The following is a 21709-nucleotide window of genomic DNA, read 5'->3' on the forward strand; positions in this document are numbered from 1 at the left end:
AATAAAACTATGGCCCGAATACCGGAGTCTGAATTAATCCTGAACGCAGACGGCAGCATCTATCACCTGAACCTGCTGCCAGAGATGATATCTGACACCATCATCACCGTTGGCGACCAAGACCGGGTGGCTTTGGTGAGCAAACATTTTGATTCCATTGAGATACAGGTGGCCAAGCGGGAGTTTGTCACCCACACCGGCTACTACAAGGGCAAACGTATATCGGTAGTGTCTACGGGCATTGGCACCGACAACATTGACATTGTGCTGAATGAGCTAGACGCGCTGGTGAACGTTGATTTTGTTACCCGCGAACCATTGGCCCCAGAAGATAGAATCTCGCTGAAGATTGTGCGCATTGGCACCTCCGGCGCCCTGCAGGAAGACGTGCCGCTGGGTAGTCATTTGGCTACCGAATACGCCGTGGGCTTAGATACGCTTATGCAGTTCTACCCGCTCATGGAAACAGGTTTCGAGACCGAGATTGCGGTGCAGCTGCAGCTGGCACTTGGCCTCGGCTTCCTCCCCTACTGCGTGAAAGGCTCTGATTTGCTAAGAGAGCAGGTTGCGCATGACATGATCATGGGCAACACCTTCACCTGCCCTGGTTTCTACGCTCCGCAGGGTAGATTACTGCGCCTGCAGCCAAAAATTGAAGGTGTCATTGAAAAGCTGAAGTCGTTTGAGTACGAGACCATCAAGTTCACGAACTTCGAAATGGAAACAGCCGGTATTTACAGCTTAGGCCGCCTGCTGGGCCATGATGTTCTTTCTCTGAATGCAATTGTAGCAAACAGAATCACTCATCAGTTCGCACCTAATGTGAATGAAATCATTGATGATTTAGTGGTGAAAGTGCTGGAACGTATATAGAAGCTGTGAAGGCATTTGAGCCGCTGGTTTTAGGCGCGTTTTCTTGAAAATAGGCCTAAAACAGAAGAGCCTCTGATTTAATATCAGAGGCTCTTCTGTTTTATATAATTGATTAACTCAGAAAAACTCAACCGAATAAATAGCGGAAGTAGGCAAAGTCACGCCCGCCTTGATGGTTACAAACTCTTTATCAGCTTGCCAGATGGTGGTTCTTACGCGCAACATATCGCCGGTGGCCACCTTAAAAACTATTTCTACTTTGCCTTGGTACCCGTTACCCAAACGACTGCCCCGCTCCAGATTATGCAGGCGGCGTACTTTTGATTCATTATCGGTCAGCACATCTTCCTGGGGAAACTGAAGCTGCGGAATCACTTCTTTCTCAATTAGAGTATAGGGCGAGTTTTTTGTTTCCATAATGCTCTGCTTTTGTTGAGGTCTGTACACTAATCAAACAAGAATTTGTCATAAAAGCAAATGAATGTACAAACATTCAACAGGTAGCAAAAGAGCCACTCAAATGTTAAAAATCTGTTTTAGTCCTCTTTTCTTAAAAATAGGCCTAAAACAGACTACAATTTAAGCAAGAATTCCATAGTGTCTACTCCATCGGCGTAATCGCTCACGGCAGGGCATTGCGCCTGCCCGAAAGAGAAACTGTTTTCCCAGTCGGCATTCTTGGAGACGATGCACTGCAGTTTCTCCTGCACTCCAGCTACCTTCTCACGCAAATCCTGTTCATCCGTATAAGTCTCATAAAACAGCACCGAAATAGGCGAAACAAGTTGCTGGCTCTCCGTCACCATTAAAAAACCGTTATCTAGGTGCGGCACAGCGTTTACCAGAAATATAGACTTGTTGTAGTCATAGTTGTTCTGGTATTTGTGGTGGTTCACTACTTCCTTTTTGTATTCTATGGCCTCAAAAAATGGCGTGAAGTCATACCCTTCGGGAACATAAGCTTTGGCCACGTTTCGGCAGCCCAGCCCGTAGTAGCGCAAAATATCATCGCCTAAGGCGGCCAGTTCTTCTTGCGTTTCTTCTCCGGTGAGCACGGCAATGCTGGTGCGGTTTTTCCGGATGATGTGCGGCCGCTTGGCGAAATAGTATTCAAAGTAGCGGGCCGTGTTGTCAGAGCCGGTGGCAATAATGGCGTCAGATTCTTTTAGCATCTGCACCAACTGAATCTGCTCCTGAAAGGCTGGCTCTATCTCCACCAACTTGCTCAGCAAATGCGGCAGCAGAAAAGGGTCATCGGAGCTTGGCTTGGCTTGCAAGATATGGCCCGATAATAGAATACATAGCGCATCATGAAACCCTACGGCCGGAATGTTCCCCGCCATCACCACCCCCACTTTTTTAGGGGCTTCATTGGTTTCCGGAAAATTATATTGGCCAATCCACGTTCTTAGTTGGTCGGCCTGCAGCATGCTGGCAATTCCGTCTAGCGCGGCGGAAACATTTGGCAGGTCAAAGAAGTTATTGTGCTGTCCGGCGCGCCGGGCCAGGTATTCGCGCTCCTCCAAGGGTAAATCCCGAAGGTAATCGCCTAATTTTATGAATGCGGTAAGTCTATTTTCTAAAGTTAGCATGAAGGGGTAACAGTGGGTGCGTGAGAAACGTTTGAAACAATGCGCACTAAGTATTACTTTTGCGCGCGGAATGGCGTGCCGATGCCGGCGCAAAATTACTAAAAAGAAACAGGAGATACGATTATGGCTATAATGATAACGGATGAGTGTATCAACTGCGGCGCGTGTGAGCCGGAGTGCCCCAACACTGCTATTTACGAAGGTGGCATGCAGTGGACCTGGGGAGATGGTACCTCTCTAACCCAAGTAGAGAAAGACGGCGGCGTGGTAATTGACGGCAAAGCCCCTCAACCGCCTATTTCTGACGAATTCTACTACATAGTGTCTGACAAATGCACCGAGTGCTGCGGTTTCCACGAGGAACCCCAGTGCGCTGCCGTTTGCCCTGTAGACTGCTGCGTAGATGACCCTGATTACCGCGAGACCGAAGAAGAGCTATTAGCTAAAAAAGAATGGCTGCACGCCAGCTAATCATTTCTTTGATGATAATTTGAATGGAAACCCGCCCTGTGCGGGTTTTCTTTTGTATATCTTTTTTGGGCTTATTTTTCAGAAAACAGGGCTAAAACAAAATTCTCTCTCCCTCAACGTCTATCTAAGGCTAAAGCCTAACCAAAACTATTTACTATTTTTGCCATTCCATTGTGGCGCAAGGTCCTGCAACCAGATAAGCGCTGCCTGATACAATAACAAAGATGTCGATTCCGAAGACCTATAATCCTAAAGAAGTAGAAGACAAGTGGTACGCCACCTGGCTGGAGCGCGGCTTTTTCAAGTCGAAACCAAACCCTAAAAAGCAGCCGTACACGGTGGTTATTCCGCCGCCCAACGTAACGGGCGTGCTGCACATGGGCCACATGCTCAACAATACCATTCAGGATGTGCTGGTGCGCCGTGCGCGTATGCAGGGAAAGGAAGCGTGTTGGGTACCTGGTACCGACCACGCCTCTATTGCCACCGAGGCTCGTGTGGTGAACATGCTCAAGGAAAAAGGCATCAAGAAATCTGACCTCACCCGCGAGGAGTTTCTGCAGCACGCGTTTGAGTGGAAAGAAAAGTACGGCGGCATCATTCTGGAGCAGCTGAAGAAACTGGGCGCCTCCTGCGACTGGGACCGCACCCGCTTCACCATGGAGCCAGACATGACCGAGGCCGTGATTCAGGTGTTCGTGGATTTGTACCGCAAAGGCCACATTTACCGCGGCGTGCGCATGGTCAACTGGGACCCGCAAGGCCTCACTGCTTTGTCAGATGAAGAAGTAAACTTTAAGCAGGTTAACGGTAAGCTGTACTACCTGCGCTACGGCATCGAGGGCTCAGACGATGTGCTCACCGTAGCCACCAAACGCCCAGAGACTATTATGGGTGACGTGGCTATCTGTGTGCACCCCGAGGATGAGCGCTATAAGCACTTGGAGGGCAAAAAAGCCATTATTCCGCTAGTGAACCGCGCCATTCCAATTATTTTTGATGAATACGTAGACCGCGAGTTCGGGACGGGTGTGCTGAAAGTAACCCCAGCCCACGACATCAACGACTACGAGCTGGGCGTGAAGCACAACCTGCCTAGCATTGACGTACTCAACGACAACGGTACTATTCACGAGCGGGCTGGCCTGTACGTGGGCGAAGACCGTTTTGTGGTGCGCAAGAAAATCACGAAAGAGCTAGAGGAAAAAGGGCTGCTGGAGAAAGTAGAAGACTCGGTGACCAACGTTGGTTTCTCGGAGCGTACGGATGCCGTGATTGAGCCGAAGCTTTCCATGCAGTGGTGGTGCAAGATGGATGAAATGGCCAAGCCCGCGCTGGAGAACGTGATGAACGACACCATTAAGCTGCATCCGCCTAAGTTCAAGAACATGTACCGTTCCTGGATGGAGAACGTGCGCGATTGGTGTATCTCACGCCAGTTGTGGTGGGGTCAGCGAATTCCGGCGTACTACCTGCCAGATGGCACCTTTGTAGTAGCCTGTACGCCTGAAGAAGCTTTGGAAGAAGCCCGCACTAAGTCTGGTAACGCCAAACTGAAACTGGAAGACCTGCGCCAAGACGAAGACGTGCTGGACACCTGGTTCTCCTCTTGGCTGTGGCCCATCTCGGTGTTCGACGGATTCAAAGACCCGGACAACGAAGATATTCTGTACTACTACCCCACCAATGACCTGGTAACTGCCCCTGAGATTCTGTTCTTCTGGGTGGCCCGTATGATTATGGCTGGGTATGAGTTCCGCCGTGAGCTGCCGTTCCAGAACGTGTATTTGACCGGTATTGTGCGTGATGCCCAGGGCCGTAAAATGTCAAAATCGTTGGGTAATTCACCAGACCCGCTGGACCTGATTGAGCAGTACGGTGCAGACGGTGTAAGAGCCGGTATGTTGTTCAGCTCCCCTGCCGGAAATGACCTCTTATTCGATGAGAAACTATGCGAGCAGGGTCGTAACTTCAGCAACAAAATCTGGAATGCATTCCGCCTCATCAACGGCTGGGAAGTAGACGAAACCCTGGAGAACCCGAACGAGAAAGCCATCAAGTGGTTCGACTCTAAATACAACGAGGCCCTGAACGTACTGGAAGACCACTTCGACAAGTTCCGTATTTCCGATGCCCTGTTGACGGTGTATAAATTAGTTTGGGACGACTTCTGCTCTAATTACCTGGAGATGATTAAGCCTGCGTTTGGCTCTCCTATAGATGCGGCCACGCTGCAGGCTACAAATGACTTCCTGGAGAAACTGATGAAAGTGCTGCACCCGTTCATGCCGTTCATCACCGAGGAAATCTGGAACTCTATGAAAGAGCGGGCCCCTAAAGATTGCTTAGTGGTAGCCAAATGGCCGGAGAAAGGACGCATTGACGCTGATTTGCTAAGACAGACCGAGTACGTACTGAACGTGGTAGGCCAAATCCGGAACACGCGCAACAGCAAGAACATCTCGCCTGCTAAAAAGCTAGCTCTGCACGTACGTCTGGCGGAGGGCAAAAACCCTATTGCCGGCTATGAAACTCTGGTGAGTAAATTAGCTAACTTAAATGAAATTCAGGAGACCGAAGAACAGTTGGATAATGCCTTGTCATTCGTGGTGGAGAGCTCTGAGTTCTTCATCCCGATGGAGGGTAACATTGACGCCGCCGCCGAACGTGCCCGCATCTTGAAAGAGCTGGACTACACCAAAGGCTTTCTGGCCAGCGTAGAGAAAAAGCTCAGCAACGAGCGTTTCGTGAGCGGCGCCCCAGAGGCCGTTATCAGCGCCGAACGTAAAAAGCAAGCCGACGCCGAAGCTAAAATTGCTGCGCTAGAGCAGAGTTTGGCGGCACTGCCGAGTGAATAGATTATATTATTAATTGTTTCAAAAGCGCTGCTCCATCTAGAGCAGCCGCTTTTGTTTTAAGAAAATCGCCCATATCAGATCGTTCGGACAGGGCTTGACCTGTCCCCTGCGGTTCCAATATATCATCGCCTCCTATGCAACGTTATGTGTGATTCTCGGGATTGCGTGGCGGACAGGTCGCGACCTGTCCCTACGTCACAACCTCCTGCCTTTACCAACTGTATAACCCATCTATGCAGGAAAAGGGAAAAATACACATCGGCACCTCGGGTTGGCACTACAATCACTGGAAAGGTAATTTCTATCCGCCCGGTGTCACCTCCAAACAGTTCACAGAGTACTACCTACGCTATTTCCGAACAGTAGAAATCAACAATTCTTTCTACCGTCTTCCTACTGCTGAAACATTTGCCAGCTGGCGCACCAGTGTACCCGATGATTTTCTTTTTGCGGTGAAAGGCAGCCGCTACATCACCCACATGAAGAAGCTGAAAGACCCGCAGCAGGGACTTTCGCTGTTGTTGGGCAATGCGCAGGCACTGGAGGAAAAGCTTGGGCCTATCCTGTTCCAATTGCCGCCCATGTGGCGCGTGAACGTGGAGCGCTTACGTGATTTCCTAAAAGCCCTGCCGCCTTACTTCAGGTATACCTTTGAGTTTAGGGAGCCTAGCTGGTACAACGAAGAAATTTACGCTTTGCTACGCGAGCACAACCATGCATTCTGCATCTATGAACTAGCGGGGCACATGTCGCCGCTGGAAGTTACGGCTGACTTTGTTTACGTGCGTTTGCACGGGCCCGGCGGCAAGTACCAGGTAAGCTACTCAGACAGCGCCCTGCAATGGTGGGCTACCGCCTGCCACAACTGGGCCAGCCAAGGCAAAGATGTGTTTGTGTACTTTGACAATGACCAAGAGGGCTACGCTGCATTCAACGCCATCACCCTACAACAAATGGTCAATAGTGCCTAATTCTAAACTCATCAAATTATCTGTTTTTGACCTCTTTTTCTAAAAACAAGCTAAAAGCAATGTAACCCAACAGCAGGCGTTGGGGTAAGCATAGGCCTGTATCTATTTCCCTGATTACGCAGCATGTCTTTATCCAAGTCTATTTCAGAAAAGCTTTTCGCCTGGCTTTCTGCCCAAGGGCAAAAGTTTCGATTCTGGATAGCTCCAAAATTTACTTTTAACTATTGGCGCAATTTAGGAGTCAGAGGCTGGGCGCGCGTTTTTCTGAAAGGGATAATGGCCTTGGTACTCTTCTTTTTCATCTTCTACCTGATGGTGTACATCGGGTTCTTCGGCAACATGCCCTCTCAGCGGAAACTCAAAGCGGTGCAGAACAACATGCCCTCTGAGGTGTACACTGCTGATGGTGTTCTGATTGGTCGCTTTTTTATCCAGGACCGGACCAATGTAAAGTATGATAAGATTGCCGAGCCTGCCATTCATGCCCTCATTGCCACCGAAGATGCTCGTTTCTACGAGCACGGCGGCGTAGACTACAGGAGCCTGGCCCGCGTACTCATAAAAACCTTGCTCCTGCAGAAAGAAACATCAGGCGGGGGCAGCACCATATCTCAGCAGATTATCAAAAACCTCTTCCCGCGCAAGAGCCTTGGGGTTCTATCTATGCCTGTGAACAAGCTACGCGAGGCTATTCTGGCTAAGCGGCTAGAGCAGGTGTACAACAAGCAGGAGATTCTGGAGCTGTACCTGAATACTGTGCCCATGGGTGGCAATATCTACGGCATTGAATCAGCGGCTCGCCGGTTTTTCAGCACCTCCGCAGACTCCTTAAAAACCGAAGAAGCCGCCGTGCTGATTGGCCTGCTTAAAGGTACTACTTATTATCACCCCAGATTACACCCAGAGCGTTCCAAAATCCGGCGGAATGTGGTGCTTGCCCAAATGGAGAAGTATGGTTTCCTCACTGCCGCCCAAACAGATTCGCTGCAGGCCCTCCCCCTCAAGCTTAGATATAACCCCTACTCGCATAACACCGGTTTGGCTACCTATTTCAGAGAGCACCTGCGGGAGGAATTAAGCCAATGGGTATCCCAAGTAGATAAGCCCAACGGAGAGCCATACAACCTGTACACCGATGGTCTGAAAATCACCACCACCCTAGACAGCCGCGCCCAACGGCACGCGGAGGCTTCCTTAAAGAAGCGGATGTACTCGCTACAAATTGATTTTGACAAGCACTGGGGCAAGAGGGCACCATGGTCGGGGCAGCCGGAAATATTAACCGCAGCCAAGCAAAGGTCGCTTCGGTACAAGCGCCTGAAAGAGGCCGGGGCATCTGAAGAGGAGATAAACGAAATTTTCAATACCCCAGTAAAGATGAACGTTTTCCGCTGGAGTGGCACTACCTCCCGTACCCTCTCCCCCTTAGATTCTATTAGGCATTACCTGCGGTACCTGAATGCGGGCTTTCTGGCTATGGAGCCAGAAACTGGCTACATCAGGGCTTGGGTAGGCGGCATCAATCACTCCTTTTTCAAATATGACCACGTGCGTGCCAAGCGTCAGATTGGCTCCACATTCAAGCCCATTGTATATGCTGCTGCCCTTGAGAAAGGCATTGCCCCCTGCTCCTATTTTTCAAATGACCGTCGCACTTTTCCGGATTATGAAAACTGGTCGCCCCGCAATGCTGATAATCAATATGGCGGAGCTTATTCCATGCAAGGAGCCCTCACCCAATCAGTGAACACCGTGGCCGTGAACGTGGCGCTCCAGGCGGGTCTGCCCAGTGTCATCAACACAGCCAAAAGCTTGGGCATTACTGACCAGATTCCGGAAACACCAGCCATTGCCCTAGGCACCATGGATGCCAATCTTCTGGAAATGGTGACCGCCTACGCCACCTTGGCCAATGGCGGATACGAGGTTGAGCCACGGTACATTCTTAAAATTGAGGACCGGCAGAATAGGGTCCTATTAGACTACACCACACCTGAAGAAAACAGAAGAAAGATTCTGTCTAGCCAAACGACCGCTCTGCTACGCCCCATGCTAGAGAGTGTCATCAGCCAAGGCACCGGCCGCCGCCTACGAAGCACCTATAACTTAAAGATGGACATAGCGGGCAAAACCGGCACCACGCAATCGCACGCCGATGGCTGGTTTGTGGGCTTCACGCCTGACTTGGTAGCCGGGGCTTGGGTAGGTGGCGAGGACCGCCGCATTCGCTTCCGTGATTTGAAACTAGGTGAGGGCGCCAATACAGCGTTGCCTATTTGGGCAGGTTTCTTCCAACGCCTTACCAAAGAAAGAGAGTTTAGAGGCTACGCTACGAGTAAATTCCCTGCCATTCCGGAGGCACTTCGCGGTTACCTGAACTGTCCGCCTTACCAACCGCCTGCTCCTGTTGCCCCACCTGAAGAGGAACGTGGAATTGATAAGTTTCTGGAAAAGGCGGAGAGGAAGTTGAAAGACTTTTTTAAAGGGAAGAAAAAGAAAAAGAAGGAAAAAGATTGGCAGGAGGAGTTGGAGGAAGAGATTGAAAGAAAGCAGCGGGGAAGAGGACGCGGGAATTAGGTTTAATTTGATGCTGAACAATAAGACCTCGCTTCAAAAACACATTTACCTGCAAAAAGCAGATTCTCCAAGAATAGTTCTGCTCATTTCTATAGTCAAATGCTAAATACACGCCAGCTAAGAGCAGATTCTCCCCTTGAGGGGAGCGTAGAGGGGTGTTTACACAGGAGAGCAAACATTTCTGCTCCTTCACTTTTGCTGGATCTTATACTCTTCCACCCAGTGAAGAATCTCATCCAACACCCAAGATATTCTTCTCTTAACATCGATGTCTTCAAATCTAATAATTCTTACTCCATACGCCTTCAACGCTTCTTCTCTGTTTGTATCATACTCAACCTTTTCATTGTGGCTGTCTCCGTCTACCTCAATAGCTAGTCCTATTTCATGGCTGTAGAAATCAACAATGAAATTGAGCATAGGCACTTGTCGGTGGAATTGCACTCCGAGCTTTCTGTCCTTTATCTCTTCCCAAAGCAGAACTTCAGAGAGTGTGCTATTTTTACGAAGTTGTCTTGCTTTCTCACGTAAGTCTGGCCGGTATGGGATAATTCTGTTTGGCATTCCTATATCTACGGAATCGTGGACCGGCAGGTGTAAACACCCCTCTTCGCTCCCCTCAAGGGGAGAATCTGCTTTTGGTACCTGCGTTCACAATTGTGCCAACCCTAAACAGAAACAGAGAAGCCCCACCAGTTAAACTGGTGGGGCTTCTCTGTTTCTGTTTTTTGCCTATTTCCTCAAAAACAGGCCGAAAAAGACTAACTGTTATTACTTACTTCTCTCCTGCTCCAACGTCACTTTGGCTTTGTGGCAGATACCGCCGAGCGGAGGGTTGAACTTAGACACGCTGACTTTTACCTGCTGCACAAACGGGAACTCCTGAAATACGCCTTCAATGATGCGGTGACCCAGGTGCTCCAATAAACGCGCGGGCAAACTCATCTCGTGCAAGACCAGTTTATAGAGGCGTTCGTAGTTCACCGTTTCATCCAGGTTGTCTGAGGCGGCGGCGGCGTGCAAATCGGTTTGGATGTAGAGGTCTACGCCGTATTTGTTGCCAATTTTCTGCTCCTCGTCATAAAACCCATGGAAGGCGAAGAACTCCATGCCCTCCAGCGCAATTTGTCCCATACGTGTGGCAGCCTATAGTTCATCGAAGAAAGAGCCACCGCCGGCTACTGCTGGGGCTGGTTCTCTCTTGGTCATAGGCGGCTGTACCTCTGGTGTGGTAGGCACTGGTTGCTCGCGCTCTGGTTCTGGCTCCTCTACAGGCGTTGGGCTTGGGGCCGGTATGGTATCTGGCTGCGGATCTTCGCGTCTTGGCGGATCAATAGACGGCGTAGGAATAGCTGGCGGCACAATTTCTGGCGTGCGAGGGCTTACATCTGGAGCCGGATTAGGCGTGGGCACGGCCGGAATGGTACCTGGGGTATCTGGAATTGCTTCGCGGCTACCTCCGCCATAGGCCTGTGGCTCGTCAGCTACTACTGGAGCTGGAGCCGGGGCTACATGGGTTGATACTGCCGGTGCGGCGATGGATGGTGCTGATTCTAGTGATTTCATAAAAGCATCGTTATCATTGTCGGGCCGCTTGGCTTTGGCTTGCGCGGCTCTTGATAAGATACTCCCGATGGCTGCTTTGGGTTTTGCCTTGGTCTTTTCTACTTTCTCCAAGGCGTCCGAGGCCAAGCTCTGCAAGTCACGGACCATGCTCTCCAGGTAATCTTCCAGGCGCAGGTAGTCCAACTCTAGATTTTTGACCTCGGCTTGCATGTCAGAAATGGTTTTATCGGCTTGCTGGAAGGCGTTGTCTACCATGCTTCTGGCTTTTTGCCGCGCGGCCTCCAGAATCTGGTCGGCCTGTAGTTGGGCTTCCCGTATTTGCAGGTCGGCGGCTTTAGAAGCTTGCTCAACCATGCTGTTGCTGGTGTCTTCGGCGGTCTTGAGTGTTTTGTAGAGCGATGATTCCACCTCGCGCATTTTCTGCGTTTCACGGGTGGCGGCTTCCAACTTCACTTTCAGGTCTTTGTTTTCGTCTTGCAGCTTCTCCCACTGCTGAGACAAATTAAGCAAAAAGGCTTGTACCTCATCCTTGTCCAACCCTCTGAACGCTTTTTCAAACGTTTTCTGTCTGATTTCTAACGGTGTAATCTTCATATCTACTTCAAGGTTAACGCCCAAACCGCAATGCTACGGTCATCGCTACACGAAACTAACTGATTCCAATGACTAGACCAAAACAATTTATTCACTGATGTGCCGTGACCTGCGTGGCGGGCTTTATCTATCACTTTCAGCAATTTAAAACTCTGGGCATCCCACACCTTAATGGATTTGTCCATGCTGCAGGTGGCAAATAATCGGCCATTGGGGCTGAAGGCAATGTGGTTGAGCGTGAAGAGGTGCGCAATAACGCTTACGTGCTCGGTATAAACGTTTTCCACGTCCCACACTTTCAGGTGGGCATCACGACTGCCGCTGAGCAAATAGTTACCATCAGGAGTATAGGCTACAGTGAACACGGAATTGGTGTGGCTTGCCAGCGTCTGCTTTACCTCCAGCGTTTCAGGGTCTAGGATCTGAATTTGGTGGTCGCTCAGACCCACGGCTATTTCCTGCTTCTCCGGGTGAAGCGCAATGGCCCGCACACTTTTCTCCGAGAGCCTCACCGCTTTTTGCACTTCCAACTTTTCAAGGTCTATGCTTACTAACGTACCATCACCCAAGCCTACAAAGACCAGCTGGCTTTGGGCGGAATATTGAATATCAAAAATAGCGGCGGGCGGCAGCGGAATGGTTTTCACAATTTGTTTCTGCTCCAAATCCAGCACTTCCAGGCTGTTTTGGTTGTGGCCAATGAGCAGCCAATTCCGCTCGGGCACGTACCTAAGCGCGTACACACTGGAACTCACCTTGGCTATTAATTCGCCCTGCTCTGGGTTGGTCAGGTCCCAGCGCACCACCATTCCATCGGCTCCGGCAGAAAAGAATTTCTGGTTCTCAGGCGCGCGCTCTAACGTGTATACACAGTCGCGGTGGCCGGTGAGGGTGGTGACTTTTTCAACCTGAAACGGACTTGCCATGGAGAAACGGGAAAGGTGAAATGCTATTTTTGGCTAAATTTACCAAAAACAGCCCGAAAACAGATTTTCTTCTGCTTTATTTGCCTATGCCCCTTCTGCGCGTAAAACAGCTAAACTCCACCTCTTACCTTGGCCTATGGCGAGTTGAGGAAACAGTGGAGCAACTGCGGGCATCTTTACTGGAGCTTCGGCCGAGCCACGAAATACCCGTCTTCAAAGCAGAAACAAGAAACAAAGAGTGGTTGGCAGCCAGAATATTAGCCTACACATTACTGGCCGAACTGACGCATGAGCCGGTACTGCTGGAGAAGCACGAAACGGGGCAACCCTACTGTACAGCTGAACATCTTCAAGTCTCCCTTACGCATTCTGGACCTTGGGTGGCGGCTCTTATTTCAGCTACTTACAGAGTTGGCATAGATATTGAACAGAAGGGTAACAAGGTAGAGCGGCTCATCTCTAAATTTATGAATGAAATCGAGCTAGCCGCTGTAGAAAACAGACCTGAAAAAATGCACCTGTATTGGAGCGCGAAAGAAACCTTGTACAAAGTGTATAGCCATAAAAAGCTGCTGTTCAAGGAGAACATTCGGCTTCAATATTTTGATCTTCAGCCGGAAGGACAGTTCAAGGGCAGAGTACAGACAGATAACTTCAAGGAAGATTATGACGTTTTGTACGAATCTACCCCAGATTACGTGTTAACCTATACGTTGGCGCCTCTTGCAGAGACACAAGATGTAAGACACAAGACGTAAGGTTGTTAATACTTACAAGATTTTACACGATGATGTAAAGGTTTAAAATCTTGAGTCTAACGTCCTGAATCCATAAAAAAAGAAATATGAAACGAATTTACACCCTAGCCCTCACATTGCTGATAGGCAGCATGGCCTTTGCTCAAAGCGGTTACCGTGTTGGGGTAAAAGTGGAGGATTTTACGCTTAAGAATCTTCAAGGGCAGGCCGTACCGTTATCCAGCTTTAATGATGCCCAACTGGTAGTAGTGGTGTTCACCAGCGTAAAATGCCCTTATGCCAAATCTTATGAGGCGCGTTTGCAACAACTTGATCAGACATATGCGGGGCGGGGCGTTCGGTTTGTTTATGTCAATGCACCAATAGGTTTGGAAGAAGGCACCGCTCCCAAAGCCCAGCCTGACGACGCAACTGCCAACAATCTCAATTATCCTTATTTAGTAGACGAGGGCCAGCAACTCAGTAAGCAATTCGGCGCCACAAAAGCCCCAGAGGTATTCGTGCTGCAAAATTCACCTGATGGTTTCTTTCTGCGCTACAAAGGCGCCATTGACGATAATCCGCAGGTGGAGTCATACGTGAAAGAAAGATATTTAGCCAGTGCCCTTGATAATCTGTTGGCGGGCCGCTCCGTTGGCACCTCTGAACGCCGTGCCACCGGGTGTATGATTAAACGCTTTTAGTTGTTGATTGATTATTGTTGATTGTTACTTTCCATAATATCACGCTCCTCACTTATGGCGCAAGAAGTTTCTTGCGCCATCTCTATTTCTAGCCTACATCCCCACGTGCGTTTTTAACCTGTTTTTAGAAATTCAGGCCAAAAACAAATTTCTCTCCCCTCTCACCCGTACCTTTACCCCAGGAACAATTTGTACTTTCTAATTCTTAATTTCTAATTAAAGAAATATGGATTTCCTGGACCCAGACCTGCAGGCTTATGCAGAAGCACACACCACTCCTGAAACTGAGCTTTTGCACCAGCTCAACCGTGAGACGCACCTGAAGGTGATGAAGCCGCGCATGTTGTCGGGGCATTTGCAGGGGCGTACCTTAGCCATGTTCTCGCAAATGTTGCGCCCGCGCCGGATTCTGGAAATTGGCACCTACACCGGTTACTCCGCCCTCTGCCTGACCGAAGGACTTGCCGAAGATGGTATTTTGCACACCATTGATGTAAATGACGAACTGGAAGACATGGTGCGGGACTATATTGAGAAAGCAGAACTGACTCAGAAAATTCAACTGCACATAGGTCAGGCAGCAGAAGTGATTCCAACTTTAGATGAAGTTTGGGACCTGGTGTTCATTGACGCCGATAAAAAGAGCAACGGTGTTTACTATGACATGGTGCTGGACAAGGTGCGGCCGGGTGGCTTCATCATTGCAGATAATGTGCTCTGGAGCGGAAAAGTGGTAGAAAAATTTCGTTCTAAACTAGACAAAGACACCCAACTGGTACTTGACTTCAACCAGAAAATACACCTAGACCCAAGGGTAGAAAACGTGTTATTGCCTATAAGAGACGGTATTCTGGTAATCAGGAAAAAGTAGCCCCCATAAATGTGGATAAGCTAGTGGATAAATAGTGGTCCTCTTTATTTCTTTCTCCCTCTCAAATTTGCCTACTTTGTAGAAGATTACGCCTGTACAACTAGTTACAATATAGTTAATTAACTATCTACAACTCTAGCATTACAAGAGGACAGGTGTTGTCTTATAGTTTTTCTTTGCGAATAGAGTTACCATGAAAAAAAGCTTACTCCTGCTGTTGCTCAGCCTTATATGCTGGGTAGCGCGTGCCCAAAAACCAGTAGTACCTCACAATATTTACTTTGCAGACATGCACCTGCAAGTGAAAGATGATGCCCGGGCCGATATACAGAAGATTGTGGATGCCATTACCAAACACCCCGGCTACTTCCAGAAGAAAGTTGATTTAGCTGATGCTTACTTCCCTTTCATTGAACGTGCATTTGAGCAAGAGGGCGTTCCTACCGATTTTAAATATCTTGTTTTGCAGGAGAGTGGTCTTGTATCTGACGCCGTTTCTACCTCTAATGCAGTAGGTTTCTGGCAATTCAAAGAAGGAGCCGCTACTGAATTGGGCGTTAAAGTAAACAGCAATGTTGACGAGCGCAAGCATATAATTGAATCAAGCCACGGAGCTGCTAAATACCTTTTGCGCAATAACCAATACTACCAAAATTGGTTTAATGCGCTCCTCTCCTATTACCAGGGCCTTACCGGCACAAAAGCCCTGACCAAAACATCTGACATAGGAAAGAAAAAAATGGTATTAGATGGCAGCACCAACAAGTACCTGCTTACTTTTCTTGCCCATAAAATAGCTTATGAGAACGCTGTGGGCAAAAACCCTAACCCTCCGCTGGCGCTTCAAGCGGTTAAGGCTCAGCCAGGGCAAAAGCTTTCCGAAATTGCCCTGCAGGTAAATGCCAAAGTTGAGGAAGTAGAGCTCTATAATAAATGGCTTTCAGCCTCTGCCATTCCAGCCGACAAAGAATATTTTGTTATGATTCCGGTTACTGGCGGTCAGGGCATACAGGCTATTGCCACTCAACCGGCCAGCCCGGTGCAGCAGCCTGTCATAACAGATAAAGTCACCAAAGCGGAATTAAAGACAATAGCGTCCTCACGCAAAGCCGTATTCACTTCGCTAAACGGTTTAAAGGCTATTGTTGCCCAAGAGAATGACACGAAAGACATTCTGGCTTTACAGGCCGATATCTCCACAAGAAAATTTCTACGCTATAATGATCTTAGGTCTTTTGACCCAATTGTACCGGGCAAGAAATATTACCTACAGACCAAACGCACCAAGTCAGACACTGATTACCACGTAGCCCGCGCCGGTGAAACCATGCATGACATTGCACAAGAGTATGGTGTAAAGCTAAGCCGACTATTAAGCAAAAACCGCATGAAGAAGACGGAGGCGCTGGTACAAGGCCGATTGGTTTGGCTAAAACACACGCGCCCCAAAACAACTCCTGTAGAGTTTAGAAGTGTAGAGGTAGAATTCAAGGAAGAACCTGCTATCCCAAGCCAAGGACAGCAAAAACAACAGGTCATTGCCAAAAAGTCTGAATCCACTTCAGAAAAAGGAAAGCCAGAGGCTACAAAAGGAGCCATTGCCTCTGAGCCAACGGCCACTGTTTCTACTTCCCCGGCGCAAGATAAAGCCACAGCAAGCGGTAGTTCAACTAAGGCAGAAAATGGTGCCTTAGCTGCCAATGAGCCAATGAACCACCAAGAATCAGCAGTAGATTCTATTACAGTAAAAGCAGCTACCACGGCGGCCACTTATCCTGTTAAAAGAAATTCAGCACCCGTACAGCCTAAAGCCCCAGACGAACCTTTGGTAGCCGAAGTGAAACCAGCTGCACCCGTAAAGCAAAAACCTGCTTCAGTAGAAGTGTCAACGGAGCACGCGGTGAAGTCAGGAGAGACTTTGTATGCTATATCAAAACAGTACGAAGTTGCGATGGAAGACTTGGTTGCCTGGAACAAGCTAGATGTGAATGCACCGCTGGCGCTTGGCCAAAAGATCAGGTTGACTGGTCCTGCAAAAACTGCCGAAGTTACCCAAGTTGTTTCTTCCGCCCCTGCTTCTCAAGCAAAAAGCACCTCACCTGCTTCAGTGAGCGAACATAAGGTAGCAGCCGGAGAGACTTTGTACAGCATTTCGCGCAAATATGGCATTACTCTACAAGAGCTGCAGAAATGGAACGCCTTAGGCACCTCCGGATCTATTTCAATAGGGCAAAAATTAGTAGTTTCTGCCCCGGCTGCCCCAGTCTCATCAGCACAGCCCGAAGCTCAGACAAATGCAGTTGCTGCTGTCAGTCCGGCTAAAAGCTCGGCTGGGACGGTGACGCATAAAGTAGCCACCGGTGAATCAATGTACCAGATCTCCCGCAAGTATGGAGTGACCATCAAAGAGATTATGGACTGGAACAACAAACCTGACTTTAATGTGAGTGTAGGCGAAAACTTAGTTATAAAGCCGAAGCTGTAACCTGCCCATAACTCAAAAGCTCTGCCGTTTTGGCTGTTTTTTGAAAACAGGCCCAAAACGGCAGAGCTTTTTTATTCAAAGATGCTTGCCCTTAAACCGGCATTTTTCTTTGAGTATTACGAGAAAAATTTGACTACCACTTAAGTCTTTTAATTAAGCTACAGAGTTCAGATTCTTAGAGTTGGCTTACCGGGTAAATTCCATCAGCAGGTACACCACTCCCATTTCTAATTCATAATTTCTAATTTATAATTAAGCACAGTCTTAGTCTTGCCTAGGTGGAGTGGTCAGGACGGAGGCAGCTCTCAAACCAGTTGCTATCTCTGGTAGTATGCCCAAACGCCGGTAAATAGGCCTCACCATTCGCTGCAGAACGGGTAGCTGTATGGCAAACGGAATAATACTCAGGGCACAGAGAATTCCGCAGCCTAGCAAGGTATATGTTACGCCCACATGCTCCGCCACCCAACTAGCCAGTATACTCCCGAAGGGGGCCATGCCCATAAACGCCATGGAGTAAAAGCTCATCACGCGCGCGTTTGTCTTCGTCTACAATGGTTTGCAGAACCGTATTGCAGGAGGCCATCTGCAACATCATACCCAAGCCAGCCAGAAAAATACAGAACATGGCCAAGGGCAAGTTACGGGCAAAAGAAAACAGCACAAGGCCCAGCCCGAACAAAAAGGCAGCCCCTACTATAATTTTCCCTAACCCCACCACCGTTTTACGGGAGGCCAGATACATGGCTCCTGTTAAAGCCCCTACCCCAGACGCTCCCATAATTAAACCCAAAGTATTGGCTGTGCCACCCAGCACATCACGGGCAAATACCGGCATGAGCACACTGAAAGGCATCCCGAAGAGACTTAGCATGGCAATAACCAGAAGAAGAGCCCGGATTGGCGGAAACCCAAACGCATAGCTTACTCCTTCCCTAAGTGACTCCCACACACGGTGCTCCACTGTTGGACGAACAAAGGGCTTCAGGCGCATGGCCAGCAAAGAGGCAATCACGGCCAGATAACTAATAGCGTTGAACAGAAAACACAAGCCCTCTCCTACCGCCGCTATCACTATGCCCGCTATAAAAGGCCCCACCAACCTTGCCCCATTAAACATGGATGAATTTAAGGCAATGGCGTTGCTCATGTCTTCACGGTTTTCCACCATTTCCACCACAAACGACTGCCGGGCTGAAATATCAAAGGCATTAATTACCCCCAATAGTGCACTCAGTACCATAATAGCCGGTATGGTAACATGGTCAGTCAACACCAAGGCCGCCAGCGTACCTGCCTGAAGCATAGAGAGCGCCTGCGTGACGAGCAGCACTTTGTGCCGGCTGAAGCGGTCTGAGATCACCCCGGCTACCGGCCCTAATAAAAAAGATGGCATTTGAGCGGCAAAGTTTACGGCACCCAACAATAGCACTGAGTCGGTGAGGCGGTACACCAGCCAGCTCATGGCTAATTGCTGCATCCAGGTGCCAATTAGGGAAATACCCTGTCCTATGAAAAATAGGCGGTAATTGTAATGACGGAGCGCTCGGAACATATCGCCCAACCGGGAAGAAACTGGTTTGGAAGTAGAATCGGCCATCTGAACATCAAATCAACTTTGTTCATACGAGGCAAAGGCGTTCAAAGATGAAATTCAGGTTACTGGTTCCCTTCCCCATTGTTTCTTATGCTGACTCCTAAAAATTCACATTGACTACTGTTACTTATTCAAAAAGACTCCGTATTTATTCCAACTCCATCAAACTTAAAGTTATTTGAAAATTACTGTTCTGAAGAGTGCCTGTTCCTGCACCTTCTGCAGAGCAGCTCTTGGCTAAAATTTATCGTGCTAGATTATTAGTTATCAGAAAATTAGACGTCCTTTGGTTGCGTAGACTCCTCTTCCTTTGGCAAAGTCTGACAAGTCCAAAGCGCTGTTTAAAACTTCACTTGTATCAGTAAACCGACTTCAACAGATAGTATATGGCAAAAGGAAAGGCACCCGGAAATAATCACCCAAATAGCCGGGTATTTATACCGAAGGGAAAACTGCTAGCCATTGGCGGCAAGGAAAGCAAAAGCGAGAACGACCAGTCTTCCGGCCAAAGCAAAAACATCAATTTCATAAGTGAACAGATTTTAAAGCGCTTTGTAAAAGAACTGAAAGGTGAAAATCCTTTGGTAGCCATTGTTCCTACTGCTTCCAGTGTACCTGAACTTTCTGCCCAAGATTATATTGAAGTATTCAAGCACCTGGGTGTCGATAACTTAGAGGTACTGGATATTCGAAACCGATTAGACACGCTTAAACCGGAGTACCTGGAAACTGTTAAAAAAGCGGCGGGCATTATGTTCACCGGCGGTGATCAGCTGCGCCTGACGGCTATATTTGGAGGTACGGCACTTCTGGAAGCCATGAAAGAGCGCTATGCGTGGTCAGACATAATTGTGGCGGGCACCAGTGCCGGGGCAATGGCCATGTCCACTCCCATGATTTTCGAAGGCGAGTCTGAAGGAGGTTACATTAAAGGCGATGTACGCATTACCACCGGTCTTGAGTTTTTGAAAGACGTGGCCATAGACACCCACTTTATTGCCAGAGGCCGTATTGTGCGCATGACCCAAGCCATAGCCACCAACCCTGAATGCATTGGTATTGGTTTAGAGGAAGACACGGCCATTTTAGTAACCGAGGGCGGGAAAGTGGAAGTAGTAGGCAGCGGTTTAATAACGGTGGTAGACGGCAGAGGCATTACAGAGACCAACATCTTCGATATACAGAACGGCGAGCCCTTTACCGCAAAAGGCCTCAAAGTTCATTTTCTGGGCGACACAGAGGAGTACTTCATCCCCAGCTATACCCGCACCCAGTTAAAGTAAGTTTTGTTTTCGGCCTGGTTTAACTAAAACAGGCCGAAAAACTGAAAAGGAAGAAGTAAAACCTGAGCCAGTTAAAGTCGCTGACTGAGCGAATGAATTTACAGTATATAAAAATTCACCACCTTAGGCTGCTTCTTAAGAGCATCTTCCTCTTTGTATTCCCGCAACATCTGTTTCAGGTCACGGTGAATTGTTTGGGCTATGGAGGTAACAGGCGTATCGGTGGGTTTATTCTCAAAAGGATCTTGCAGGTGAATGGCCATTTTTTCTATCAGCAGGAAAGAAGCCGCAATGGCCACCACCAACGGCACCATCATTACCCCAAACACGTCTATCACCCCAAAGGGCAACAGCATGATAAACAGCACCAACGCTAAGTGGGTGTACAAGCTGTAAGTAGCCGGAAAAATGGTATTCTTGATCCGTTCACAGCCTCCCATGGAGTTACAAAGGCGGGTAAGGGTGCGGTCTAGTTCCACCTGCTGGTATTTGTTGATCCAGCCCTCTTTGTAAGCCAATCGTAAGTCTTCACCATGTAGTTCCAGCAGCCCCACCGGTTTATTGGTGTACTCCTGCAGGTAGACCAGCTGCTCGGGCGACATCAGTTTTTCGGCTTCCTTCACGGGGCAGAGTCCGCGCAGTGACTGACCTAAACTGTAGCACCACGCAATCTGGCGGTTAATGAACCTTTCTTTGAAGTACAATGCCTCCACCGAGTTATAAGGCGTATCAACAAAGTTCAGCACTTGGCGGGAGAGTGTGCGGGAGTCGTTTACGATGGCGCCCCAAAGGGTACGTGCTTCCCACCAGCGGTCATAGGCCTGGTTTGACCTGAACGCTAACAGCAGAGACAGAATAGTACCCAGCATGGCGGGCACCGCAATAGGTATGGAGATTCTGGTAAAATGGAAGTTAACGTATGCCACTCCTACTAGCAGCGCATACAGCAAGACCAGCAGCACCTCTATCTTTATTTTCCCAAACACATACTTTATGGGGATATTTTTCTTCAGCAACATAATTCAAACAGTTAAAGGGGAAAGGGAAAAAATAATGCTCCGAGCAGCGCTTATACAGCAGCACTGGCCATTTGCGTTACCCGCGGCGCAACCGTTATCAAGGGTAGCCCTGCTTTTTCCATGAAAGCAAAAGGGCTTTGACTAAAAGGGCTTATAGCTTGGTAACTGTATTCTTGAGGGCTCACCATTACATCTATCTTATTTGCCTTCAGGAAATTTCGGAAAGACACGTTGGTGGAGCCGTAGAAAAAAACTGGTTCTATGCTCTTTACCTGCTCCACCTCCTTCTCCAGTTGTTGGCATTGGCGGGTAAAACGGGTAGAAATCAGGATTGCCTCTTGCCCCTCCCTGGGTAGCATCAGCAATTCCGTAATAGAGGTAGGCATCGCCAACGCATGGAAAAGCACCACCTTTAGCGGCACACCGGAAAAAGTCTCGGTTAATTCTGTCAGGCAAGGGAAGGTGTCTTCTTTGAAGTTGGAGGGTATAAGCACATGGATCATGGGTGTTATTACTGGTTTCGGTAAACTTACGCCCGTGCCATTAAGCTCATTTAAGAGCGAGATTAGAATGTCATTAGAATTT

20 protein-coding genes are annotated in these 21709 nt (G+C 48.7%); 10 read left to right on the top strand and 10 right to left on the bottom strand.

What is annotated here, in order from left to right:
• Positions 1 to 9: 9 nt before the first annotated feature.
• Complete coding sequence (locus tag A8O23_RS07905; RefSeq protein ID WP_066619167.1) at positions 10 to 873, top strand: nucleoside phosphorylase; 864 nt, start codon at positions 10 to 12, stop codon at positions 871 to 873.
• A gap of 117 nt (positions 874 to 990) precedes the next feature.
• Here A8O23_RS07905 and A8O23_RS07910 read toward each other — a convergent pair whose 3' ends face one another.
• On the bottom strand, positions 991 to 1290 hold the full coding sequence (locus A8O23_RS07910; RefSeq protein ID WP_066619567.1) for a hypothetical protein: 300 nt from the start codon (positions 1288 to 1290) through the stop codon (positions 991 to 993).
• Positions 1291 to 1445: 155 nt separating this feature from the next.
• A complete protein-coding gene (locus tag A8O23_RS07915) occupies positions 1446 to 2465 on the bottom strand; it encodes an acyl-CoA reductase (RefSeq protein WP_066619171.1) in 1020 nt (339 codons plus the stop codon).
• Positions 2466 to 2588: 123 nt separating this feature from the next.
• Here A8O23_RS07915 and A8O23_RS07920 point away from each other — a divergent pair, with 123 nt between their 5' ends.
• From A8O23_RS07920 to A8O23_RS07935, 4 genes are all read left to right on the top strand, one after another.
• Complete coding sequence (locus tag A8O23_RS07920) at positions 2589 to 2936, top strand: 4Fe-4S binding protein (protein WP_066619174.1); 348 nt, start codon at positions 2589 to 2591, stop codon at positions 2934 to 2936.
• Positions 2937 to 3160: 224 nt separating this feature from the next.
• On the top strand, positions 3161 to 5794 hold the full coding sequence (locus A8O23_RS07925; RefSeq protein ID WP_066619177.1) for a valine--tRNA ligase: 2634 nt from the start codon (positions 3161 to 3163) through the stop codon (positions 5792 to 5794).
• 233 nt (positions 5795 to 6027) lie between these two features.
• Positions 6028 to 6765 (top strand): DUF72 domain-containing protein, encoded by a 738-nt coding sequence (locus A8O23_RS07930; protein WP_066619179.1) that lies wholly within the window; start codon positions 6028 to 6030, stop codon positions 6763 to 6765.
• A 123-nt stretch (positions 6766 to 6888) separates the two neighbouring features.
• Complete coding sequence (locus A8O23_RS07935) at positions 6889 to 9342, top strand: penicillin-binding protein 1A (protein ID WP_082882951.1); 2454 nt, start codon at positions 6889 to 6891, stop codon at positions 9340 to 9342.
• Between the two features lie 189 nt (positions 9343 to 9531).
• Here the strand turns inward: A8O23_RS07935 and A8O23_RS07940 are convergent, their stop codons facing one another.
• From A8O23_RS07940 to A8O23_RS07955, 4 genes are all read right to left on the bottom strand, one after another.
• Positions 9532 to 9906, bottom strand: a complete 375-nt coding sequence (locus A8O23_RS07940; RefSeq protein WP_066619181.1) for an endonuclease domain-containing protein — start codon at positions 9904 to 9906, stop codon at positions 9532 to 9534.
• 207 nt (positions 9907 to 10113) lie between these two features.
• Positions 10114 to 10476: a dihydroneopterin aldolase gene (folB, locus tag A8O23_RS07945; protein ID WP_066619184.1), complete on the bottom strand. Its 363-nt coding sequence runs from the start codon at positions 10474 to 10476 to the stop codon at positions 10114 to 10116.
• A 12-nt stretch (positions 10477 to 10488) separates the two neighbouring features.
• Positions 10489 to 11502 (bottom strand): DivIVA domain-containing protein, encoded by a 1014-nt coding sequence (locus A8O23_RS07950; RefSeq protein ID WP_066619186.1) that lies wholly within the window; start codon positions 11500 to 11502, stop codon positions 10489 to 10491.
• 2 nt (positions 11503 to 11504) lie between these two features.
• Entirely contained in the window at positions 11505 to 12428 is a 924-nt protein-coding gene (locus A8O23_RS07955) for a WD40 repeat domain-containing protein (protein WP_066619188.1), read from the bottom strand.
• 86 nt (positions 12429 to 12514) lie between these two features.
• Here A8O23_RS07955 and A8O23_RS07960 point away from each other — a divergent pair, with 86 nt between their 5' ends.
• The 4 genes from A8O23_RS07960 to A8O23_RS07975 all read left to right on the top strand — a co-directional run bounded on the left by A8O23_RS07960 (position 12515) and on the right by A8O23_RS07975 (position 17225).
• Entirely contained in the window at positions 12515 to 13186 is a 672-nt protein-coding gene (locus A8O23_RS07960) for a 4'-phosphopantetheinyl transferase family protein (RefSeq protein ID WP_066619571.1), read from the top strand.
• A gap of 86 nt (positions 13187 to 13272) precedes the next feature.
• The gene (locus A8O23_RS07965; RefSeq protein WP_066619190.1) at positions 13273 to 13869 is read left to right on the top strand and encodes a redoxin domain-containing protein; all 597 of its coding nucleotides are present in this window, start codon (positions 13273 to 13275) and stop codon (positions 13867 to 13869) included.
• 226 nt (positions 13870 to 14095) lie between these two features.
• A complete protein-coding gene (locus tag A8O23_RS07970) occupies positions 14096 to 14740 on the top strand; it encodes an O-methyltransferase (RefSeq protein ID WP_066619192.1) in 645 nt (214 codons plus the stop codon).
• A 193-nt stretch (positions 14741 to 14933) separates the two neighbouring features.
• Entirely contained in the window at positions 14934 to 17225 is a 2292-nt protein-coding gene (locus A8O23_RS07975; RefSeq protein ID WP_066619194.1) for a LysM peptidoglycan-binding domain-containing protein, read from the top strand.
• A gap of 264 nt (positions 17226 to 17489) precedes the next feature.
• On the opposite strand, the gene A8O23_RS21870 is transcribed toward A8O23_RS07975, so the two are convergent.
• Together A8O23_RS21870 and A8O23_RS07980 are read right to left on the bottom strand one after the other, a co-directional pair.
• Positions 17490 to 17753 (bottom strand): hypothetical protein, encoded by a 264-nt coding sequence (locus tag A8O23_RS21870; protein WP_239693366.1) that lies wholly within the window; start codon positions 17751 to 17753, stop codon positions 17490 to 17492.
• Positions 17695 to 18825: an MFS transporter gene (locus A8O23_RS07980; protein ID WP_239693367.1), complete on the bottom strand. Its 1131-nt coding sequence runs from the start codon at positions 18823 to 18825 to the stop codon at positions 17695 to 17697. Before A8O23_RS07980 ends, A8O23_RS21870 begins: the two co-directional genes overlap by 59 nt.
• Positions 18826 to 19208: 383 nt before the next feature.
• Here A8O23_RS07980 and A8O23_RS07985 point away from each other — a divergent pair, with 383 nt between their 5' ends.
• Entirely contained in the window at positions 19209 to 20105 is an 897-nt protein-coding gene (locus tag A8O23_RS07985; RefSeq protein ID WP_066619196.1) for a cyanophycinase, read from the top strand.
• A 98-nt stretch (positions 20106 to 20203) separates the two neighbouring features.
• Here the strand turns inward: A8O23_RS07985 and A8O23_RS07990 are convergent, their stop codons facing one another.
• A complete protein-coding gene (locus A8O23_RS07990) occupies positions 20204 to 21124 on the bottom strand; it encodes a bestrophin family protein (RefSeq protein ID WP_066619198.1) in 921 nt (306 codons plus the stop codon).
• Between the two features lie 50 nt (positions 21125 to 21174).
• Complete coding sequence (locus A8O23_RS07995) at positions 21175 to 21627, bottom strand: hypothetical protein (protein WP_066619200.1); 453 nt, start codon at positions 21625 to 21627, stop codon at positions 21175 to 21177.
• Positions 21628 to 21709 lie beyond the last annotated feature (82 nt).

It is taken from the genome of Rufibacter roseus, assembly GCF_001647285.1.
Taxonomy (GTDB): domain Bacteria; phylum Bacteroidota; class Bacteroidia; order Cytophagales; family Hymenobacteraceae; genus Nibribacter; species Nibribacter roseus.